This window comes from Janthinobacterium sp. PLB04 (genome assembly GCF_021165895.1).
Classification (GTDB): domain Bacteria; phylum Pseudomonadota; class Gammaproteobacteria; order Burkholderiales; family Burkholderiaceae_D; genus Janthinobacterium; species Janthinobacterium lividum.
On record NZ_CP088968.1, the window covers coordinates 4,956,164 to 4,978,273 of the forward strand.

General features: G+C 63.0%; 19 protein-coding genes. 1 reads left to right on the forward strand and 18 read right to left on the reverse strand.

Annotated features, from left to right (window positions below; translation table 11 throughout):
* Positions 1-51 precede the first annotated feature (51 nt).
* Positions 52-468 carry a nucleoside-diphosphate kinase gene (ndk, locus tag LSO07_RS21945; RefSeq protein ID WP_034752036.1) on the reverse strand — a complete coding sequence of 139 codons (417 nt, stop codon included), beginning with the start codon at positions 466-468 and terminating at the stop codon, positions 52-54.
* A gap of 221 nt (positions 469-689) precedes the next feature.
* Here ndk and LSO07_RS21950 point away from each other — a divergent pair, with 221 nt between their 5' ends.
* Complete coding sequence (locus LSO07_RS21950) at positions 690-1,376, forward strand: Bax inhibitor-1/YccA family protein (RefSeq protein ID WP_034752039.1); 687 nt, start codon at positions 690-692, stop codon at positions 1,374-1,376.
* Between the two features lie 59 nt (positions 1,377-1,435).
* Here LSO07_RS21950 and LSO07_RS21955 read toward each other — a convergent pair whose 3' ends face one another.
* From LSO07_RS21955 to LSO07_RS22035, 17 genes are all read right to left on the reverse strand, one after another.
* Positions 1,436-2,281 carry a LysR family transcriptional regulator gene (locus LSO07_RS21955; RefSeq protein ID WP_151096567.1) on the reverse strand — a complete coding sequence of 282 codons (846 nt, stop codon included), beginning with the start codon at positions 2,279-2,281 and terminating at the stop codon, positions 1,436-1,438.
* Between the two features lie 28 nt (positions 2,282-2,309).
* The gene (gene cfa / locus LSO07_RS21960) at positions 2,310-3,455 is read right to left on the reverse strand and encodes a cyclopropane fatty acyl phospholipid synthase (protein WP_151097874.1); all 1,146 of its coding nucleotides are present in this window, start codon (positions 3,453-3,455) and stop codon (positions 2,310-2,312) included.
* 286 nt (positions 3,456-3,741) lie between these two features.
* Complete coding sequence (locus LSO07_RS21965) at positions 3,742-4,788, reverse strand: cupin-like domain-containing protein (protein WP_151096568.1); 1,047 nt, start codon at positions 4,786-4,788, stop codon at positions 3,742-3,744.
* Positions 4,789-4,866: 78 nt separating this feature from the next.
* Positions 4,867-6,804 (reverse strand): glycosyl hydrolase family 18 protein, encoded by a 1,938-nt coding sequence (locus LSO07_RS21970; RefSeq protein WP_263643053.1) that lies wholly within the window; start codon positions 6,802-6,804, stop codon positions 4,867-4,869.
* Positions 6,805-7,200: 396 nt separating this feature from the next.
* Positions 7,201-8,544, reverse strand: coding sequence for a 23S rRNA (uracil(1939)-C(5))-methyltransferase RlmD (rlmD, locus tag LSO07_RS21975; RefSeq protein WP_070282092.1), 1,344 nt, complete (start codon positions 8,542-8,544; stop codon positions 7,201-7,203).
* A 240-nt stretch (positions 8,545-8,784) separates the two neighbouring features.
* Entirely contained in the window at positions 8,785-9,816 is a 1,032-nt protein-coding gene (gene rpoS, locus LSO07_RS21980; RefSeq protein WP_151096569.1) for an RNA polymerase sigma factor RpoS, read from the reverse strand.
* Positions 9,817-9,824: 8 nt separating this feature from the next.
* Positions 9,825-10,742, reverse strand: coding sequence for a peptidoglycan DD-metalloendopeptidase family protein (locus LSO07_RS21985; protein ID WP_151097878.1), 918 nt, complete (start codon positions 10,740-10,742; stop codon positions 9,825-9,827).
* 42 nt (positions 10,743-10,784) lie between these two features.
* A complete protein-coding gene (locus LSO07_RS21990; RefSeq protein WP_070254077.1) occupies positions 10,785-11,675 on the reverse strand; it encodes a protein-L-isoaspartate(D-aspartate) O-methyltransferase in 891 nt (296 codons plus the stop codon).
* Between the two features lie 9 nt (positions 11,676-11,684).
* The gene (gene surE, locus LSO07_RS21995; protein ID WP_034789072.1) at positions 11,685-12,422 is read right to left on the reverse strand and encodes a 5'/3'-nucleotidase SurE; all 738 of its coding nucleotides are present in this window, start codon (positions 12,420-12,422) and stop codon (positions 11,685-11,687) included.
* A gap of 94 nt (positions 12,423-12,516) precedes the next feature.
* Positions 12,517-14,997, reverse strand: a complete 2,481-nt coding sequence (locus tag LSO07_RS22000) for a tetratricopeptide repeat protein (RefSeq protein WP_151096570.1) — start codon at positions 14,995-14,997, stop codon at positions 12,517-12,519.
* Between the two features lie 19 nt (positions 14,998-15,016).
* Positions 15,017-15,622, reverse strand: coding sequence for a toll/interleukin-1 receptor domain-containing protein (locus LSO07_RS22005; RefSeq protein WP_034752049.1), 606 nt, complete (start codon positions 15,620-15,622; stop codon positions 15,017-15,019).
* 270 nt (positions 15,623-15,892) lie between these two features.
* Positions 15,893-17,935: an ATP-dependent DNA helicase gene (locus LSO07_RS22010; RefSeq protein WP_034789073.1), complete on the reverse strand. Its 2,043-nt coding sequence runs from the start codon at positions 17,933-17,935 to the stop codon at positions 15,893-15,895.
* A gap of 43 nt (positions 17,936-17,978) precedes the next feature.
* Complete coding sequence (locus LSO07_RS22015; RefSeq protein ID WP_034752051.1) at positions 17,979-18,179, reverse strand: YdcH family protein; 201 nt, start codon at positions 18,177-18,179, stop codon at positions 17,979-17,981.
* Positions 18,180-18,318: 139 nt separating this feature from the next.
* Positions 18,319-19,038 carry a hypothetical protein gene (locus LSO07_RS22020; RefSeq protein ID WP_225317386.1) on the reverse strand — a complete coding sequence of 240 codons (720 nt, stop codon included), beginning with the start codon at positions 19,036-19,038 and terminating at the stop codon, positions 18,319-18,321.
* A gap of 19 nt (positions 19,039-19,057) precedes the next feature.
* Positions 19,058-20,155: a cell division protein ZapE gene (gene zapE / locus LSO07_RS22025; RefSeq protein ID WP_034789077.1), complete on the reverse strand. Its 1,098-nt coding sequence runs from the start codon at positions 20,153-20,155 to the stop codon at positions 19,058-19,060.
* A gap of 70 nt (positions 20,156-20,225) precedes the next feature.
* The gene (gene lpdA, locus LSO07_RS22030; protein ID WP_070282088.1) at positions 20,226-21,656 is read right to left on the reverse strand and encodes a dihydrolipoyl dehydrogenase; all 1,431 of its coding nucleotides are present in this window, start codon (positions 21,654-21,656) and stop codon (positions 20,226-20,228) included.
* Positions 21,646-22,035: a PspC domain-containing protein gene (locus LSO07_RS22035; RefSeq protein WP_151096571.1), complete on the reverse strand. Its 390-nt coding sequence runs from the start codon at positions 22,033-22,035 to the stop codon at positions 21,646-21,648. Before LSO07_RS22035 ends, lpdA begins: the two co-directional genes overlap by 11 nt.
* Between the last annotated feature and the right edge of the window lie 75 nt (positions 22,036-22,110).

Here is a 22,110-nt window from a genome sequence, read left to right on the forward strand (position 1 = left end):
GTGATAAGTTATTTCACAGATAACGCCAGGAAATAACGTTATCTAAGGCAATTAAGCCTTCAGTTCTGGGAAGAAGTAAGCGATTTCCACTTTAGCAGCTTCGACAGCGTCGGAACCGTGTACGGCGTTAGCGTCGATCGAATCGGCGAAATCGGCGCGGATCGTGCCTTTTTCTGCTTTCTTCGGATCGGTCGCGCCCATCAGGTCACGGTGGGCCAGAACGGCGTTTTCGCCTTCCAGGGCTTGGATCATGACTGGACCGGAAACCATGAAGTCGACCAGATCCTTGAAGAAGCCGCGTTCTTTGTGCGCTGCGTAGAAGCCTTCGGCTTGTTCGCGCGACAGTTGGGTCATGCGTGCTGCAACGATTTTCAGGCCAGCGTTTTCAAAACGGGAGTAGATTTGACCGATTACGTTTTTTGCAACTGCGTCTGGTTTGATGATCGACAGGGTGCGTTCGATTGCCATGTGTGAAAACTCCAATAAAAAGTAAGGTTTAAAACGGTAAATTGATAACTCAATCAACCTTTGATTTTACCATACTCCACCCCATATCACCCAGACAGGCAGGGGGCATCTTGCCGCGCTGCCCCCGTTTAATGAAATCTTAAGCTGCTTTTTTGGCAAATTCCGGCCCTCATGCTATCCTTGGGTAAAGCAGTAATTTGAATTGACAACACGGAGGCACTATGAATCAGAACATGCAACGCACCTTTGACCTATCGGGGGGCATGCAGCAAGTCCGCCATCAGGTCTTGCGCAACACTTACTGGCTGCTGGCGCTGTCCATGATCCCGACCGTGCTGGGCGCCTTCATCGGCGTGCAAATGCATTTGCCGATGCTGACCGGCGGCATGGGTTTCATCATCTTCATGGCCGTCGCTTTCGGCTTCATGTACGCGATTGAGAAGACCAAGAACTCGGGCCTCGGCGTCGCCGTCCTGCTCGGCTTTACCTTCTTCATGGGCCTGATGCTCACGCCTATCCTGACGCGTACCCTGGGCTATTCGAATGGCGGCATGCTGATCATGACGGCATTCGGCGGCACGGCCACCATCCTGGCCGTGATGGCGACGATCGCCACGGTCTCGAAGCGCGACTTCTCGGCCATGGGCAAATGGCTGTTCGCCGGCGTGATCGTGCTGATCCTGGCATCGGTAGCGAACATTTTCCTGGGCCTGTCGGCACTGTCGATCGTGATCTCCATGGTCGCCATCGCCATCTTCTCGGCCTACATCCTGTATGACGTGCAGCAAATCATCAACGGCGGCGAGACCAACTACATCTCGGCCACCCTGCGCATCTACCTGGACGTGTACAACATCTTCACCAGCCTGCTCTCTTTGCTGGGCTTCGCTGGCGGCAGCCGCGACTAAGCGCTAACGCACGAAAATAAAAGCCGACCCTCGGGTCGGCTTTTTTACGTCTGTCGCCTCTATTTGCCCCTTTCCGCCACCTCCAGCAGGCAGGCGCGGGCGCGGTCCAGGGTCGGGTTGTCGCGCTGGGCCGCATACACGGCGTAGGCGGAATGCGAGAATTCGGGCGCGTCGCGCACGCGGTGCAAGAGCCCCGCATCGAGGTAGGGCTGGGCCGAGCCGATGCGGAAGTAACTGGCCCCGCCCACGTCCAGCAGGTAGACGAGGGCCAGCGGCCCCAGCGAAATCGAGACGGGCGGGCTGCTCAGCTCCGGGTAGGCCGCCTGGTGATTGGCCGCGAAGCTGGGGCCCCAGTCCACATACACATACGTGTCGGCATGCATCTGCCCATCAGCGCGCGTGGTCACCATCACCAGCTTTTCCTCGGCCAGCAATTCGCTGGCCAGACCCGGGCGCTGCGGCGGGTTGTACAGCACGGCCAGGTCCAGCGAGCCGTCGTGCACGGCGTCGAGCAGGCGCGCGGGGCTGTCGACTTCCGCGCGCAAGGCGATCTGGGGACAGTCGCGGCTCATGCGTATCAGCCAGTCGCCGAGCAGCGGCTGCCACAGGCTCAGCTCGCAGCCGATGCTGACGGCGTCGTCGCGCCCCGGCGGCAAGGCCACCTGGTGGCGCGCCCGCTCCCACACCTGCACCATGGTGGCCGCATGGCGCATGAAGCGCTCGCCGGCCGACGTCAGGCGCGCGCCCGCCTTGTTGCGCACGAACAGCTGGCGCCCCAGTTGCTGCTCCAGCGAGCGGATGCGGGCGCTGACGGCCGTCTGCGTCACGTGCATGCGTTCAGCGGCCATGATGAAACTGCCGCAGGACGCCACTTCCAGGAAGGTACGCGCTTGATTGATATCCATCAATCCATCATATCAGTTGCCGCACATCTCAACTGACACGCTCGTAGCCGCCCAGCACGCCCTGCTTGGCCAGCACCCATTGCCACAGCTGCAGGTCGCGCGCGCGGAAGGCGCCGGCGCAGGACAGCAGATAGTAGGACCACATGCGGTGGAAGCGCTCGCCCAGCTGGGCGGCAAAGCGCGGCCACGCCTGCTCGAAATTCGCATGCCAGGCCATCAGGGTCTTGTCGTAGTCGGCGCCGAAGTTATGCAAGTCCTCGGCCACGAACAGATCATCGATGGCGTCGCCGATCTGGCCGAGCGACGGCAAGTCGCCATTCGGGAAGATGTATTTATCGATCCACGGATCGCACGTGGAATGGCGCTTGTTCTTGCCGATCGTGTGCAGCAGGAACAGACCGTCGTCTTCCAGGCAGCGGTGCGCCACTTCCATGAAGGTGCGGTGGTTCTTGTGCCCCACGTGCTCGAACATGCCGATGCTGACGATGCGGTCGAATTTTTCATCCGTGTCGCGGTAGTCCTGCAGGCGGAAGTCCAGGTGCTCGCCGCCCGGCATGCCGCGCGCATATTCTGCCTGCTCCTTCGAGATCGTCACGCCCACGCACCGCACCTGGTATTTCTCCGCCGCATAGCGCATGAAGCTGCCCCAGCCGCAGCCGATATCGAGCACGCGCATGCCCGGTTCCAGGCGCAGCTTGCGGCAGATCAGATCGAGCTTGGCTTCCTGCGCCTCGGCCAGGTTGCCGGCATCCTTCCAGTAGCCGCAGGTATACGTCATGCGCGGATCGAGCATGGCCGCATAGAAGGCATTGCCCAGGTCGTAGTGCTCCTTGCCCACCATCCAGGCGCGGCGTTCCGTCTGCAGGTTGAACAGGCGCGCGGTCAGCGCATGGAAGGCCAGGCGCATGGGGCGCACGTCGTCGGCCACCCTGGCGCGCAGCAAATGGCAAAAGAATTCGTCAAGCTGGTTCGCATCCCAGTCGCCATCCATGTACGCTTCGCCCAAACCAAGGTTGCCGCTGGCGAAGGCGCGCTCCGGTACGCCAGGTTTGCGCAGCTGCATGTCCCAGGCGGCGCGGCCATTCAAATGGATGTCGGCCTTCGCCAGCAGCTCGGCCGCCTCGCGCGTCAGCCGCGTGTCCAGCGTGATTCTCGATGTGTGCTGCAACTGCATAGATGCTTGTGTCGTGTGCTGCGTGTTCATGCCCTGCCGCCTCCAGATGGTTGTCGGTGCTGGCGCGCCGGCGAGTCCACTCCGCGGCCCGGCGCCGCGCCAGCCATAAAATTATCCGCCCGCCATCGCCATCTGGATAATGAAACATCATGGCCATTCATATCAAAATATTTGCTGTGAAATGATTTGAATCAATTTTTTCATGGAAATATTTTTTGCACGAAACGCTCTGAAGCATGAAAAAAGCCGCCTGTACGGCGGCTGTTCGCGGCAGCTTAGCCCACGATCAAAAGTCGTGATTCGGCGGATACTTGCTGTAAAAATCGTTATCCCATTTGAAATTGGTAAACGCCACCGTCATCGATATGTCGAGCGCTTCGACGAAATGCCAGCAGCCGACGGGCAGGAACAGTATCTCGCCCGGCGCCAGCACGCATTCGCGCACCTGCACGTCCGCCATCAGCGGATAGCGCTGCAGGTCGATATCGCGCCCGTCGATGGGCGTAAAACAGTGGCGCTGGTTGTACACCCGCGCCACCTCGCAGGCGGCCATGATGCGCAGCCGCTTGCGCCCTTGTACCTGCGCCATGAAGTTGTTCGTCAGGTCGTGGTGGAATGGCGTCACCGTGCCGGCCGGGCCAAACCATAAAAAACCCGTGGGGCCGCCACTCTGCTCCAGGTATTCGGGCAGCTGGCCGATATCGTCCCACAGCTCGCGCAGCGCCTGCCGGTTCTGCGAATTGTTATTCGCCGTCATGTAGAAATCGTTGGTCGCGCCGCTGCCCTCGACCAGGCTGGCGTACTCGCCAAACGCCATCTTGCGCTTGTGGGCCACGCTGTTCATTTCGTACTGCGCATCCGCCTCGCGGCCGAACTGCACTTCCACTTCGCGCTGCGCGTAATGCTCGCGGAAATAGGCCGGGCTCCACTTGGCCATGGCGGGCCAATCGTCCATCATGCCCGTGATGATCACGGGCTGGTTGGTGGAATAGAACTCCGTCAGGAACTCGTGCGCCGTCAGTTTCTCGCGGCGGGGAATCTCGGGTGGACGCAACTGGTTCAGCTTGCGCTGGATGTCGATCACCCAGTCGCGCTTGGCCAGCCGGTTCGACAGGCGCACGGCGCCGGCCAGGTAGGGACTCTGCAGCGCCAGCTCCACTTCGCGGCGCGCCAGGGGCTCCGTAATGCCTGCCTTTTGCAGCACCGGCATCAGCGCCGACGGGTGGCTGCCCAGCATGAGGTTTTCCGCGATCCAGCTGCGCCATTCGCGGCTCAGCTCCTGTTCCGGCTGCTGTTCTTTCTGCTTGACTCCGAATGTCGATACCGCCGCCATCGCCCGTCTCCTGTTTTTTATGTGAACAAGCGGCCGGGCAGCGTATGCCGCCCGGCCGCCTCCTACTCTAGCGCAGTATTACCGCACCTTCCACACCTCGGTTGCCAGCACGCCATTCGCGTCGCCATCGAGTTCCCACGAGAACGCGCCGCGCAAGCCCTGGTCCTTCACATATTTCACCTTGGTGCCGATGACGGTCGGGTCATCATAGCTCCACCACTGGCCACCTGCACCCGTGTACAGGTACAGCTGCTTGGTCACGGGATGGTAGTAGCGCGTGCCAGCCTTGGCCACGAGGATTTTATAGTCCTCGATGCCCGACTCGTACGTGCCCGGCGCCGTGCCCGTGGCCGCCTGGTACAGGCCATCGCCATTCGGCCCCGGCGCCACGCCCGTCCAGCCGCGACCGTAGAACGGTATGCCCAGCAGCAGCTTGTCGCGCGGCACGCCGGCGGCAATCATGTACTGCACCGCCTTGTCACCCACGTATTCACGTGCCATGCCCGTCGACGGATCGGCAGGATCGGCAAACAGCTGGGCGTTGAAGTTGGTGCTGTTTTCCCAGCCGCCGTGGAAGTCGTAGGTCATCAGGTTGATCCAATCCATGTACTGCGAGTACAGGGCCGGTTCCGTGTTGTCGATCTTGTCCTTGCCGGCACCGACAGCGGCCGTCAACAGGTAGCGCTTGCCGTTGGCTGCACCGAGCGCATCGAGCTGGCTGCGGAATTCCGCCATCAGCAAGGTGAAGTTGCGCTTGTCGTTGGGGCTGACCGTGTTGTACGGCTGGCCGCCGCCGACCGGATATTCCCAGTCGATGTCGATGCCATCAAAGATGTTGGCCGCCGCGCCCACGCCACCGCGACCGCCCTGCACCGGCAGGTTGCCCTTGATGTAGATATCGATGCAGGAACGTACCATCTGCTTGCGCAGCGCATCCGTGGCCGAACCGACGGAGAAGTTCTTCGACCAGCTCCAGCCGCCCAGCGAGATGAACAATTTCAGGTTCGGGTGCGCCGCCTTGAGTTTTCTCAGCTGCAGGAAGTTGCCCGACAACGGTGCATCCCAAGGAATCGCCTGGCCATCGACGGTGCGCTTCGGCGTGCGGATGTAGTCGGCCTCGGCATCGCCGCCCGTGCCCGCGTCCGGCGAATTCGGATTCGTCGCCCCCGGCTCCGTCTTGGTGATCATGGCGCATTCATAGCCGCCGTTTTTCGGATAGATGTTGCCGAAGGCATAGTTGATGAAGGTCAGCTTGTCGGCCACGCCGCTCGTGTGCACGTTCGCCACTTCATAGTCGCGGCCATACACGCCCCACTGCGCAAAATAGGAGCCGACTTCGCGGCCCGTTGGCGTTGGCGTTGGCGTCGGCGTTGGCGTCGGAGTAGGTGTTGGAGTAGGCGTTGGCGTTGGCGTTGGCGTCGGCGTTGGCGTCGGGGTTGGAGTAGGTGTCGGTGTCGGCGTGGTACTGCAGATCTCCAGGCTGGTCCACGGCTTGCCCGTGCCGGCGGCGCCGCTGCTGGTCGACGGATTGTCGCCCTGCGTCCAGTAGTTGGCGCGGTAATTCGTGCCCGCATAGCTGACGGTGGCGCCCGCGCTGTAAGCCGTGCCGGCCACCCACGCCAGCGCGCAGGTGCCGCCGGTTGGCGTGGGTGTCGGAGTGGGCGTCGGATTCGGCGTAGGCGCCGGGGTCGGGGTTGGCGTTGGAGTCGGCGTTGGGGTGGGAGTCGGCGTCGGCGTGGTGCCACCGTCGCAGGTGCCGCCGGCACTCCACAGGCTCGGCGTGGAAACGGGATTCCAACCCGAGCCCACGTGATCCGTCTGCGTCACCAGGGCCGTATAGTTGGCGCCCAGGTAGGTGACCACCGTGCCCGCGTTATAGGTGCCGCCTTCTTGCCACGGCACGCAAGCGACCACCGTACTGGTCGCCAGCAATTGCGACCCAGCCGGCGCGCCGGCGTCACCGCCGCCACCGCCGCATGCCGCCAGCACGCCACCGCTGGCCAGACATACCATCATGTTCCTGATCGTTTTTTTGAGTATTAAATTTTCCACGTTGTCTCCTGTTCAGGTTTGCGGAAATACCACTTTGCTTCAATGAAGAGCTACCCTGTGATTTTGTTTTTTGCAGTTGCAAGAACAGCATGCTGCTGAAAAAATAGGCGGTCAAGTGGTTTTGAAGTGGCCTCAAAGTGGGCAATACCACTTTGTGCAAGAAGCGCAGCGGCGGAGGCAAATGGCGTGTTGTCCTACTGGACAATGAAAAAACGGCAGAGGAAGGATGTAAAAAGACGCTGGATCGGGAAAATACAGACCAGTTTTATAACACGCTGTAAGTGGTATTGGGGGAGCTCGCGGCGCCGCTGAACGCGGCAGCGGCGGGTGCCTGCCTGGCCACCCGCCGCGCGGCACTACTTATTGAGGCAAATCAAATACCGCCATCGACTCCACGTGCGACGTATGCGGGAACATGTTCACCACGCCCGCCTTGCTCAGCACATAGCCGGCTTCCAGCGCCAGGATGCCGGCGTCGCGCGCCAGGGTCGACGGGCTGCACGAGACGTAGACGATGCGTTTCGGCAGCAGGTCCGGACGCACTTGCGACAGGCCGACCAGCGCCTGGCACAGGGCCATGGCGCCATCGCGCGGCGGGTCGACGAGGATGCGGTCGAACTTGCCCAGCGCGATCAGGTCGTCCGTCGTCACTTCGAACAGGTTGCGCGTCGAGAACGAGGTTTTTTCCGCCAGGCCATTGGCCAGCGCGTTTTCCAGCGCCCGCTCCGTCAGGGTGGTGCTGCCTTCGATACCAACCACCTCGCTGCCCTGCGTGGCCAGCGGCAAGGTGAAATTGCCCAGGCCGCAGAACAGGTCGGCCACGCGGTCTGTCGGCTGCACTTCCAGCAGGCGCAAGGCTTTCGACACCAGCACGCGGTTGATGTGGTGGTTCACCTGCGTAAAATCGACGGGCTTGAACGGCATCTTGACGCCGAATTCCGGCAGCAGGTAATGCAATTGCTTGTCCAGCGGATAGAACGGCACGGCCGTTTCCGGCCCCTTGACTTGCAACCACCATTGCACGCCGTATTCGTCGGCAAAGGCCTTCAATTTCGTTTCGTCATCCGCCGTCAACGGCGCCATGATGCGCAAGACCATGGCGGTCACGTCTTCGCCCACGGCCAGTTCGATCTGCGGCATCTGGTCGAAGATCGACAGCGAAGCAATCAATCCACGCAGCGGCAGCAGCATGGCCGAGATGTGTGGCGGCAAGATCTCGCAGCTATCCATGTCGGCAACGAAAGCCGATTTCTTTTCATGGAAGCCCACCAGCACGGCGTCCTTCTTCTTGACGTGGCGCACGGACAGGCGCGCGCGGTAGCGGTAGCCCCAGGTCGGGCCATACATGGGGCGCATGATGCTTTGCGGACGCACCTTGCCGATATGCCACAGATTATCTTCCAGCACGCGCTGCTTGATCGCCACCTGCGCCGACGGCTCCAGGTGCTGCATCGAGCAGCCGCCGCAATTGTCGAAATGCTTGCACTTGGGCGTCACGCGCATCGACGATTCGCGGTGCAGCGCCGTCATGCGGGCCATTTCCCAGTTCTTCTTTTTCTTGAACGTCACAAAGCTGACGCGCTCGCCCGGCAACGCGCCTTCGACAAACACAACCTTGCCCGGCGAGCCGTCTTCGTTCTCAATATGGCCAACGCCACGGGCGTCCATGTCGAGCGATTTGATTTCGATGATATTTTCTTGCATAGCGATCAATAGGTAAGAGTGGGCCAGGGACGCAGGGCCGCGCTGGAACTTGAAAGAATGGGGGAAAGGTCAGGCGCCGCGAGCGGGGCGTATGATAGCAGATCGCGACAGGCAAAAGCCGCTCAAGCCCGCACCGGGCAGCAAGCCTGAGAAAATGCGCAGGGCAAGGCGCGTGGCCGAAGACAGTACGACAGTACGGCAAGGCCATGCAACGCCGCCATGGGCGTTTTATCAGACTTGCTACAGTAAGGAGTCGCGCACGACGCCGCGCGCGGCCATAGCCCGTTTGAGCTTGATCAAGGCCTCTTGCTGAATCTGGCGCACGCGCTCGCGCGTCACGCCCATTTCCTCGGCCAGGGTTTCCAGGGTGGCAGGATCGTCGTTGTCGAGGCCGAAACGGCGCATGATGACCACGCGCTGCTTGTCGGGCAGCTTGGTCAGCCAGTCGCGCACCAGCACCGTCATTTCATGGTGCTCCGCGCGCGCGTCAGGACCGTCTTCGCTGGCGCCGGGCAACATGTCCATCAGCGACGATTGCGGGTCGTTGTCGAGCGGCGCATCGAGCGAAGTAGCGTGCTCGGACAGGGCCAGGATATCCTGCACCTCTTCCACGGGTCGGCCCACCAGGTGGGCGATGTCTTCCGCCGTGGCATCCTTGCCATCGTGGTGCTGGGCTTCCAGGTGGTACTTGCCGCGCAGAATTTGATTCAGTTCGCGCACCATGTGCACGGGCAGGCGCACCGTGCGCGCCTGATTCATGATGGCGCGCTCGATGCTCTGGCGTATCCACCAGGTGGCGTAGGTGGAAAAACGGAAACCGCGCTCGGGCTCGAACTTGTCGATGGCCCGCATCAGGCCGATGTTGCCCTCCTCGATCATGTCGAGCAACACCACGCCGCGGTTGATGTAATGCTTGGCGATCGACACGACCAGGCGCAGGTTGTGCTCGATCATGGTTTGCCGGGCTTCGAAATTGCCCTGCTTGGCGAGGGTGGCGTAATGGACCTCTTGCGCCGCCGTCAGCAGAGGCCGCGTGCCGATCTGGTTCAGATAGTGCTGCGTGGTATCGGTCGACAGCTCGGCCGCCAGCACTTTTTTCAGTTCATCGACACTTTCGACCAGCACGCTGACGCTGGCCACCTCGCCGCCCTCGCCCGCGTCGACGGCGTCAATGCCGTCGAGTTCGCCGACATCGTCCGTCACGACTTCGTCTGCCCCGTCTTCCGGGGGGTCCGGGTCATCGTCCAGCTGATCGTGCGGCGCGTGTGTCATTGCTTTACCTAACGGTTAGGCAGGAATTTCGAAGGGTCGACAGGCTTGCCCTGCTGGCGGATTTCAAAGTGCAGCTTCACGCGATCGGCATCGGAATCGCCCATTTCGGCGATGGCCTGGCCTTTGTTGACGTTCTGCCCTTCCTTCACCAGGATGCTGCGGTTATGCGCATACGCCGACAATAAACTATTACTGTGCTTCACGATGACAAGATTACCATAACCACGGATTCCGCTCCCGGCATACATGACTTTTCCCGCGCCGGCGGCCACCACCTGCTGGCCCGCCTTGCCGGCGATATCCACGCCCTTGTTCTTGCCTTCGTCGAAAGTGCCGATGACCTTGCCTTCGGAAGGCCACATCCAGCTGATTTTCTCGTCGCCGGGCGCCGATGCCGCTGGGGCTGCCGCGGCGGCGGCCGGTGCGGTGGCGACGGCTGCCGCCGGGGCCGGCGCAGGCTTGACGTCGCTGCTGCCGCCATCGGCGCGCAATTCGGCCAGGGTGGCGTCGGAGTACGCGCGCTTCTCGCCGCGCGGGCCCGTTTTCTTCGGCACGACAGGCGCGGCCGGCTTGACTTCCGTCACCGGCGGCATGACGATGGCCGACGTTTGCGCGCCGCCCGTGTCGCCATTTGGCGGCAACACGCGCAGCACCTGGTCGACCTTGATGTCGTTCGGGTTGCTCAAGTCATTCCAGGCCACCAGGTCGCGGTAATTCTGCCCGTACTCGAGGGCGATACGCAACAGGGTGTCGCCACGCTTGACCGTGTAATAAGCCGGGTCGCGGTCGCGCGGATCGCTGGCTGCGGCGCTGCTGCTCGATGGCTGGCGCTCCACGACGGGCGCCTGGACGCCCGTGGTGCCGCAACCGCTCAACAGCGCGGCCAAGGTGATGCCACATAGAAGTATGTTACTTTTCTTAATCATTCGCATGTAATTGTATGTCCTGCTTGCTAGCTGATCCGGGGATCATATGGTGCCCGGGCGCAAAGGTACGAAATGGCAATCTTCCAGGGTTTGGCTAGTCCATTCCATTTTCCCCACCCGGGTAATGAGTTGTAAGTGTTGCAATTTAGCCCCCACCGGCGCAACCAGACGCCCGCCGGGCGCCAGCTGTTCCAGCAGGGCTTGCGGGACTTCCAGGCCGGCTGCGGCAAGGATGATCCCGTCGAAGGGCGCCGCCTGCGGCAGGCCAAGCATACCATCTCCGTACTGCAAGCGCAGATTTGACACGCGCAGCGGACGCAGATTGGCCTTCGCCAGCTCGTGCAGGGGCCGGATGCGCTCGATCGAATACACCTCTTTCGCCACCAACGACAGCACTGCCGCCTGGTAGCCGCAGCCCGTGCCGATTTCCAGCACGCGCTGCAGGCTGCCGCCCTGGCGCATCACTTCGATCATGCGCGCCACGATGTACGGCTGCGAAATGGTCTGGTGGTGGCCGATGGGCAAGGAGGCGTCGATATACGCCTGCGACGCCAGCGCCTCGTCCATGAACATGTGGCGCGGCACGGCTTGCAGGGCGTCGAGCACCACCTGGTCCTTGACGCCCTGCTTCGCCACGCGGGCTACCATGGCCCGGCGCACGGCCTCCGAGACGAGCGGGTTTTGTCGCGGCGGCGATACCACCGCAGGCTGCGCCCGCTCATTGGCGATGGCCTGGGCGCGCGACGGCGCGATGGCCGCGTGCGTGCCGTACGGCTGCGCCACGCCCCGCGCCGCGTTTTGCGCCGCATTCTGCGTGGCCGTCTGCGGCGTGGCGATCCTGGACTGGGCCAGCGACTGTCCCCCGCCCTGCCTGGCGGGCTTGCCGGCCAGCGAATCGAGGGACAGGGGGAAGGTACGCGGCTTATCGGTCATAGTGAGCGCTCATGCCAGGCCTTTTGCCAGTGCATCGAGTTGGGTGGTATGGGTCAGGTCGATCTGCAGCGGCGTGATCGATACTTGTCCATGCTCAACGGCATGGAAGTCCGTGCCCGGACCGCCTTCCTTGGCCGCGCCGGCAGGACCGATCCAGAAGATTTCACGGCCACGGGGGTCGAGCGCGCGTATCACGGGCTCGGCCGAATGGCGCTTGCCCAGGCGCGTGGCCACCACGCCTTGCATTTGCTCGTAAGGGATGGCCGGGATATTCACGTTCAGCAGATACGGTTTCTGCAGGGCGTCAAACTGGCGCTCGACGATTTCCCTGGCCACGCGGGCGGCCGCGTCCAGGTTGGCCCAGCCGAACTGCGACTGGGAAAAGGCGATGGCGGGAATGCCGAACAGATAGCCTTCCGTGGCGGCCGCCACGGTACCCGAATACAGGGTGTCGTCGCCCATGTTGGGGCCGTTGTTGATGCCGGAGACCACCAGGTCGGGGCGCTCGATGAGCATGCCCGTCAGCGCCACGTGCACGCAATCGGTGGGCGTGCCGTTGACGAAGTAAAAGCCGTTGGCGGCCTTGTGCACGGACAAGGGCCGGTCCAGGGACAGCGAATTGGATGCGCCCGAACGGTTGCTGTCGGGCGCCACCACGACGATGTCGGCAATGGGTGCGAGCGCGTCGGCCAGGGCCGCCAGGCCTGGCGCCAGGTAACCGTCGTCGTTACTGATAAGAATTCTCATAACGGGATTTTACCCGAAGCGATGCCAACACTGCGCATGCCGCACGCCGATAGACAGCATTATTTGTGCTGCCGCGCGGACATGGCGCGCCGCATCAGCGCTGCTCGATGCGCGCTTCCGACAACGCCCCTTCCAGCGCCTGCACTTCATCTTCCTGCAAGGCCAGCAAGGCATTCAGGTCGCCTTGTAATTTGTACATTCTTTTCAGCTGCGCCATGCCGCGCCTGCGCAGCTTGCCCGGTACGCCCGGGCGCAGCAGGCAGGACTTCAGATGTTCGGCCAGTTCGCCCGCCTGCGCATACTGTTCGCGTTCTATCATGCCTTGCAACATCGAGATCATGCTGGCCAGGGTATCCGGCTCGGCCCCTTCGTGCCCGTTGGCGCGGCCGGCCAGGATGGTTTCCTGCAAATGCCGCGCGCCGTCCAGCACGCTGTCCGCATGCCCCGTGACGGGCGCGTTCAAGAGCCGGTCGCTGCCGCTGAGCACGGCGTCTTCCAGCAGGCGCGCGGCCGCGCTGTCGCCCTGCTGCTGCAGGGTGCCGGCCAATTGCGTCTTGCTGTGCAAGGTATCGAGGTGGTCTTCGCCCAGCAGGCGCGCATGCACTTCCAGTACCTGCTCCTGCACGCTGCGCGCCGCATCGAGTTCACCGCGCCGCAGCAGCGCCTCGGCCAGCTTGCGCTGGCTCATCAGGGTTTCCGGATGGTCGAGCCCGCGCGTGCGCTCGCGCGCCGCCACCTGGTCTTCATGCAACTGGCGCGCGCCGGCCCAGTCGCCCTGCCCGGCCACGATATCGGCCAGCAAGTCGCGCGTGGCCAGGGTGGCCGCATGGTCGCTGCCCAGGCGCCGCTCCTGCGCCTGCAGCACGGCAGCGAACAGGCGCCGCGCCCCTTCCAGGTCGCCTTCGCGCCCCAATGCCTGCGCCAGGGCCAGCTTGCTGCGCAAGGTATCGCCATGCTCGGCGCCAAACAGGCGCTCGCGCGCCGCCACCACCGTGGACAGCACTTGCTGCGCCTGCGCCAGCCGGCCCATGCGCAGCAAGGTGGCGGCGCGGCCATCCATCGCTTCCAGGGTCAGCGGATGCTCGCCGCCCAGCTGGCGCGCATGGCTTGCCAGCACGGCATCCTGCAGCAACAGCGCCGCCGCCAGCTCCCCCTGCAGCAACAGGGTTTTCGCCAGGCAGGCGCGGGCAGCCAGAGTATCGGGATGCTCGCCGCCCAGCACGCGCTCGCGCACGTCGAGCACGTCCTCTTCCAGGAAGCGGGCTTCATCGAACTTGCCCAGCTGGCGCAGCAGGCGCGCCATGCCGCTCTTGCACGCCAGGCTGTCGGGATGCTCCTCGCCCAGCAGGCGCACGCGGATCTCGACGCTCTGGCGGAAGGCGTCGAGCGCCTGCCCGCTGCGTCCATCCTTGCGGTACAGCTCGCCCAGACGGGCCAGGTCGCGCGCCAGCGGCAGGGCCACGGCGCGGCCCGGTTCGGCCAGCAAGGCCTGGCGCGCTTCGCTGATGGCCCCCAGCAAGGCGATTTCACGGCTCGATTGCCAGGGGAAGTAGCCGCCCGTCAGCCAGTGCAAAAACGCTTCGAAGGTGCGCGTGAGGGAAAAACGGTCGCCGCCCTGGTCGATGCGCACGGCCAGCTGCTCGCCGTAGGCAAAGGTTTTCGTCTGCTGCAGCTGGACTTCGTCGAAATAGCTGTCGAGGGCGATCTGCGGCAAGCCGTAGGAAGCGCGCAGCAGGCGCTCGAACATGGGCTGGAAGCCGGCGATGCCCTTGTGCGCGTCGCCGCGGCGCCACTCGGCGCGCTGCGCGCCATCGCCCATTTCTATGCGCGAGGGCAAGGGGTACACGAGCAGCGGACGCTGTTCGTCTTCATGGCTGCGGCGGTACTCGATGGCCCGCGTGACGAGCGCATCGACGCCTTCCAGACTTTGCCGGTTCGGCGTGAAGACCACCACCAGTTTTTTCGGCAGCAAGGTGGTGCAGATGCCGGCGCTGTCCGTGCGTCCCGTGCGCGAATCGACCAGCACATAGCGGAAATGCTGGGCCAGGGTATCGGCGAAGCAGCGGAACAGGGCCGGGCACGTGTCGAACAGCTGATCCCAGCGCATCTGCGCCAGGCGCTCGCTGTAGCTGGCGTCGAAGCGTCCCGCGCGCATCAGGTACAGCGGGCTGCCCTGGTCGACGCGCACCACGTACTGCTGCCAGTCGATGGCGTCGAGCACGCGCTGGGCCAGCGCCGCGTCCTCGCCCCCCCCATCTTCGCGCCCCCTGGCCTGCCCGCCGGCGCGTCCGCCCGCCGTTTCCAGGCTGATGCGCTCAAGCTGCTGGCGGCACGCTTCGAAGAACTCGAGCACGCCCGGCCGCTCCTCGTGCTGCTCGAAATAATGGTGCAGGCCCGGCGCTTCCATGTCCCAGTCCAGCATCAGCACGGGCACGCTGGCGTTTTCACGGCGCGCCAGCAGGACGGCGATGTTCGACAGGGCCATGGTGCGGCCGGTACCGCCCTTGTAGGAATAGAAGGTGACGACTTCGCCAGGGGCGCTCAAAGGCGGCAGGGAGAGGCGTTGGCATTCCATGACAGGACCTTTTACGTGATTAACGCGGAAAGTGGGGAGGCGGAATGGCGCGCCATTCCGGTGGAATATCGGGCAACACGAAACGGCTGCAATCGTGGCCGGGCGGTGTTGACCGCTTGAGCAAGTGGTAATGCGTGGCGATGCGCTGCACGATGCGTTCGATATCGGGCAGGTATTGCGGATTCGATTTCAGGTCGCCGCTGGCCAGGGTGTAGCCGGAAAAATCGACATACAGGCCCGACTCCGTGATTTGCGGCGGCAAGCCGTCCGGATGGCGCGTCATGATGATGGGGATGATCAAGTGGCTGGGCAGTTCATACCAGGCGCGCCGCTCCTGTTCGATCAGCTGCATGGCGGCAAATTCGCGCCGCGTATAGCCGTGCGCTTCATATTTGGGCGTGTACAGCACGATCATGCAGACGCTCTGGCACATGGCGCGCGCCACGCGCAGGTCGATATCGTCGCCGCCACCCAGCTGCTCGCTGTCGATGAACAGGACTTCCTCGCGGTCCAGGTGCGGCTCCAGATAGCACGCCAGCGCCTCGATGAGGTCATTCTTGAACTTGTTCATGAACGCATACTGGCCGTGCGCGTAGCTCAAGAAACAGCCGTAGCGGATCTCCATGGCATCCCCCTGTTCCCCGTGCGGCCTGCCATCGCCGCGCCTTGATCCTGCAAGGCATGAGCTCACTGTAGACCGCTCGGCAACAAGCCTGTTTGCGCTGGCACAAAGATGTGTCTGGCGTCCTGGACATGCAGAAAAAAGCCAGAAACTGGCGTGATCGCGCCGATTTCTGGCATGCCAGGCGCGCAAGGCGGCGCCGCGCATAAAACGCTACTCGCTTGATAACAAAGAGAAATACGCCGGCGCGCGGACGGCGCCGGCAAGCCGGGCTTAAGCGCCCTTGGCGGGCAGGCTGCGGAAGAACTCCACCACTTCGGCGGTGTCGCGCGTGCGCTTGAACGGCGGCAGGCTTTGCCAGATGCGCTTGCCGTACGGCTTGGAAATGAGGCGCGGATCGCAGATCATCAGCACGCCACGGTCGCCCTCGTCGCGGATCAGGCGGCCCGCACCCTGCTTCAGGTTGATGATGGCCTCCGGCAGCGAGTGGTGCATGAATCCATTCTTGCCCTGCTTTTCCATCACTTCGATGCGCGCGGCCAGCACGGGATCGTCGGGCGGCGCGAACGGCAGCTTGTCGATGATCACCAGGGATAAGGCATCGCCGCGCACGTCGACGCCTTCCCAGAAGCTCTGGCTACCGATCAGCACGCCATTGCCGGCCGCGCGGAACTGGTCCAGCAATTCCGTGCGGCCCTTTTCTCCCTGTACGAACAGGGGGAAGTTCAGACCGCGCTGCTTGAATTCGTCGGCCAGGCGCTCGGCGGCCCGCTTGACGGCGCGCAAGGTGGTGCACAGGAAGAAGGTGCGCCCGCCCGCCGCCTCGATGATGGGCAGGGCGCAGTCGATGACGGCATCCGTGTAGCCCAGCGAGTTCGGTTGCGGCAGGTTTTGCGGCACGAACAGCAAGCCTTGCTGGCCATAGTCGAACGGACTCGGCCACGTATGCGACGGTTCGCCCGTCAAACCCATCTGTTCGGAAAAATGCTTGAAATCGTTTTTCACGGCCAGGGTGGCGGACGTGAAAATCCAGCTGCGCGGCGTGCCTTCGCGCTGGTTGTTGAAGATCGGTGCGATCGACAATGGCGTTTTATGCAACTGCAAGGAACTGGAAAACGCTTCCACCCAGAACACGGCTTCTTCGCCAGCCGCTACCTTGGCCTTCGGATCGAACTTCCAGCCGCTCAGCTGCTGCGCCAGTTCGACGCCGCGCACCCTGCACTGTTCCAGGGTTTCCGCCCGTTCCGCCTGGGTTTCCAGCACGGCCACCATGCCGTCGAGCTCATCCTTGAGTGTGTCGAGCGCGGGGAAGAAATCGCTCGACGGGGCGATCTGCGGCAGGGACAGGCGCACGATATCCTGCGGGAAGGTCAAACGCAGGTCGCGCGCCGCCTTTTCCACCACCGTGACCGTCTTGGCCCAGTCGATGCCGCGCGCATGCGCCAACCCTTCGGCCAGCACGTCGCGGCACAGTTCCAGGATTTGCGAGGTCGATACCGTATTGCCAAAGAATAAAGTGGCCGTATCGGGCAGCTGGTGCGCCTCATCGAAGATGATGGTGTTGGCCGATGGCAGCAATTCCGCCACGCCCGTGTCCTTCAGGGCCACGTCGGCAAAGAACAGGTGGTGGTTGACCACCACGACGTCGGCCTGCTGGGCTTCCTTGCGGGCCTTCATGACGAAACAATCCTGGTAATACTGGCACTCGGCGCCCATGCAGGTGTCGCGCGTGGACGTCACCAGGTTCCAGATCATGGCGTTTTCCGGCACCTTGGTCAGTTCCGCCTTGTCGCCCGAGCTGGTCATCTTGATGAAGCGCGAGATTTCGCGCAGATGGCCCACGTCGTCGCGCGACGTCATGCGGCCGTTTTGCAGGGTGCGTTCCAGGTGGTAATGGCAGACGTAGTTCGAGCGGCCTTTCAGCAAGGCGACGGAAACGGGCGCCTGCAGCGCGGCGCGCACGGTGGGTATATCGCGCAGGAACAATTGATCCTGCAAGTTCTTGGTACCGGTGGATACAATGGTCTTGCCGCCCCACATCAGGGCCGGTACCAGGTAGGCAAAGGTCTTGCCGGTGCCCGTGCCGGCCTCGGCGATCAGGGTCGTCTGGCTGTCGATGGCGCTGGCGATGGCTTTCGCCATCTCCGTTTGCGAACGGCGCGGCTTGTAGCTGCCCACCGCCGGACCGAGCGGGCCGCCGGCGCCAAACAGGCGCTCGATGTCGGCATCATGCTTGCCAGGCGCCGCCTGGGGTTCGGCTGGCAGATCGGCAGGCTGGCCATCTGGACTTGCGGGCAATAAATTGTGATCGGTCAAAATATACTTAGGTGAAGGCTGGACTGGACGCTACTGGCGCCCCTCAGGCGGGAACGTCGGGCACCAACTGCATTTTCAGCAAGGTGATGTGATCCTTCAATTGCAATTTGCGCTTTTTCAGGCGGCGCAGCTGCAGCTCGTCATGGTGGCCATCGAGTATCAGCAACTCGATGACGGCATCGAGGTCGCGGTGTTCCACGTTGAGTTCAATCAGGCGCCGCTCTATTTGCTGTGCATCGCTCATGTGTTGCGTTCCAGGCAGTGTTGGTAACAGTAATGGGAAACCGGCGCGCGCAGCGTACACAGGCAGCCATCGTGCGTAGTTTAACCTGCCGCGCGCGTTAGGGCACGCCATTTCCGGCATGCCCCCTGCGCGGCAGGTCTTATTTGGCAGGCGGCACAGGCACAGCCACGGCCGGCGTGCTGGCAGCGGCGGCAGCCGCCTTGGCAGCCTTAGCCTGCGCTTCGGCCTGGCGCTCGGCCAGGCGTTGCGCCACGCGTTTCTGACGCGCCACGGCATCCGCCTGTTTTTTCGCATACTGCGCTTCACGGGCCGCGCGGCGCGGCGCTTCGGCGGCATCGGCGGCGGCCTGTTTCGCCATCTTCGCCGCGTGCTCGGCTTCGCGCTCGGCCACGCTCTTGCCTTGCGCCTTCGGTGGCGCCGGCTCGGGCGCGACCACTTTCACGGGCTTGGGCACGGCCGCGGCGCGCTGCTCGGCATCCAGGCGCGCACTTTCCTGCGTCCGGGCCAGGTCGATATCGCGCAGGCGCACGGATTCGGCCCGCTTGAAGTAATTCGCTTCCGCGTCGACGGCACGCAGGCGCACGAGGATCAGGCGGCGCTTTTCCTTGGCCTGGTCCAGGCAGTTATTCACGAAAAACTTGTTGTAGCACTCGAGTTCGCGCGCGGCAAACTCATTTTCCGCCGCCTCGCGCTCGCTGGCCGACTGCTTCAGCTTGGCATCCGCTTCTTCCACCGACAAGGTGGCGGGCACCTGCGGCGCGCCGACCTCATCCAATGCTGCGCTACCCTGATGCGCGCAGGCGGACAACGCCAAGGCAAGGCCCAGCGCCGCGCCCAGCTTGTATAGTGTATTTGCCATCATGTTCCTTATCCCTGCCTCAAACGATCGCGTCGGCCGCGCCGCGCTGTTCTTTTTCCATGTATTCGCGCGATTGCATCTCGATGATACGCGAAACGGTGCGGTGAAACTCATTGGCCAGCATGCCGTTCGTGTACAGCTCATCCGGCGGCACTTCGGCTGACATGATCAGCTTCACCTTCTGGTCATAAAACACATCGATCAGCCACGTAAAGCGGCGCGCTTCGGACGACTGCGCCGCCGACATGGCCGGTATGCCGGACAATATCACCGTATGGAAGCGGCTGGCGATTTCCAGGTAATCATTTTGCGAGCGGGGACCGCCGCACAGGGTGGCGAAATCGAACCAGATGATGCCGCCGGCGCGGCGCAGGCAATGGATTTCGCGGCTCTCGATGCGGATGCGCGCGTCTTCGTCGGCTGTCTCGGCGATGCGCGTGTAAGCGTCGCGCAGGGCCTTGTCGGTGTCCGCGCCGAGCGGCGTGTAGTAGCTTTCCACCTGCTCCAGCGCGCGGCCGCGGTAATCGACGCCGGCGTCCACGTTCATCACGTCGAGCTTGTCCTTGAGCAGCGCGATGGTCGGCAGCATGCGGTCGCGGTGCAAGCCATCCGGATACAGCAGGTCCGGGTCGTAATTCGAAGTCATGATGAAGGACACGCCATTGGCGAACAGGGCCGACAGCAGGTTGTACAGGATCATCGCGTCGGCGATGTCGGAGACGTGGAATTCATCGAAACAGATCAAACGGTATTTCTTGGCGATGCGCTTGGCCACCTCGTCGAGCGGGTCGGCCACGCCTTTCAATTCATCGAGCTGCTGGTGCACGCCGCGCATGAATTCGTGGAAGTGCAGGCGCGTCTTGCGCACCAGGGGCACGACCGAGTAAAAACTGTCCATCAGGAACGATTTGCCGCGCCCCACCCCACCCCACATGTACACGCCTTTCGGCACGGCAGGACGGTTCAGCAGGCGCTTGAAGGTGCTCGAGCGCTGGCCCTTGTAGGCCACCCACTCGTCATAGCACAGCTGCAGGCGGTCGACCGCGCGCCGCTGGGCGGCATCGGCCTTGAAATCACGCTTCTGCAGCGCGTGCTGGTAAAACTCTTCTACGTTCATGGGATTCGCTTTAACGCACAAGGGCGCCGGCGGAAAAAATCCGCGAGCGCCCCTGTAGGACTAACTACAATTAAAAGTTCAACGTGCGCTTGTCAACCGCCAGTGCCGCTTCCTTGGTCGCTTCCGACAGGGATGGGTGAGCGTGGCAGATGCGCGCGATGTCTTCGGCCGAGGCCTTAAATTCCATCGCCACGACGGCTTCGGAAATCAGTTCGGACGCCATCGGGCCGACGATGTGCACGCCGAGGATTTCATCGGTGGTTGCATCGGCCAGGAATTTCACCATGCCCGAGGTGTCGCCCAGCGCGCGCGCACGGCCGTTGGCCATGAACGGGAAGGTGCCGGCCTTGTAGGCAATGCCTTCGGCCTTCAGGGTTTGCTCGGTCTTGCCGACCCACGCGATTTCCGGCGAGGTGTAGATCACCCAGGGAATCGTGTTGAAGTTGGTGTGGCCATGCTGGCCGGCGATACGCTCGGCCACGGCAACGCCTTCTTCTTCCGCCTTGTGCGCCAGCATCGGGCCGCGCACGACGTCGCCCACTGCCCATACGTTCGGCAGGTTGGTCTTGCAGTCGCCGTCGACGGCGATGAAGCCGCGCTCGTCCAGCTGCAGGCCGACCTTGTCGGCACCCAGGCCATTCGTGTTCGGCGTGCGGCCGATCGAGATGATCAGTTTGTCGAACACGGCTTTTTGCGCTTCGCCCTTGGCGTCCACGAATTCCACGGTGACGTCTTTCTTGCCCGGCGTGATCGCACCGATCTTGCAACCGAGGTTGATCTTCAAGCCTTGCTTGGTGAACAGCTTCGACGCTTCCTTGGCGATCTGCTCGTCCACGGCGCCCAGGAAGACCGGCAGGCCTTCCAGCACGGTGACGTCGGAACCCAGGCGGCGCCAGACGCTGCCCATTTCCAGGCCGATCACGCCGGCACCGATGACGCCCAGCTTGGCTGGTACGGCGTCGATGGCCAGTGCGCCCGTGTTCGACAGGATCAGTTTCTCGTCGAATGGTGCGCCCGGCAGTTCGCGCGCATTCGAACCTGTGGCGATGACCACGTGCTTGGCCGTCAGGGTTTCGTTGGCTTCGCCCGTCACGCTGATCTCGTACGCGCCAGCGGCGGCGGCAGCAAAGGCGGCGCGGCCATGGAAGAAGGCGATCTTGTTCTTCTTGAACAGGTACAAGATGCCGTCGTTGTTTTGCTTGACGACGGTGTCCTTGCGCTTGAGCATCTGGCCCAGGTTCAGCTTCAGGCCGGCGACATCGATGCCGTGCTCGGCGAAGCTGTGGCCCGCGTGTTCGAAATGCTCGGACGATTGCAGCAGCGCTTTCGACGGGATGCAGCCGACGTTGGTGCAGGTACCGCCAGGAGCGGCACCGCCCTTGGCGTTCGACCACTCGTCGACGCAGGCGACGGAAAAGCCCAGCTGCGCTGCGCGGATGGCGGCGATGTAGCCGCCAGGGCCCGCACCGATGACAACTACGTCAAATTGTTTAGTACTCATGTTTTGTTATTCCAATCTCTTCGTCTGGTACGAAAATCCACAATAGAAGGTAAATCACCACGCCGAAGCCGAAGGTCAATGTAAACAGGACGAAGACGAGGCGCCAGATCCACGCTTCCATGCCGGAAGCGCGGCCCAGGCCGCCGCACACGCCGCCAAGCCAGCGGTCGTTGCGCGAACGGCGCAGGCGGTTGAATTCCTGCACCAGGTCGTTCCCCGGGCCGGCCGCCGCATCGGCGCCGGCGCCGGACGTGCTGTCGGGCTTGTCCAGGTTGATATTGCTCAGGAGCTTGGCTTTCGCTTGCGCGAATTCCGCGTCGCTCAGGGCGCCCGCCAGGTGCAACTCGTGCAGACGCTTGATTTCTTCAGAGACGTTCATGGGAATCCTCTTTCATTGAGATCAGCCAGCTGCGTCTTCTGGCAAGGGGTATCAGCTACATTGCCCCGGCGGCGA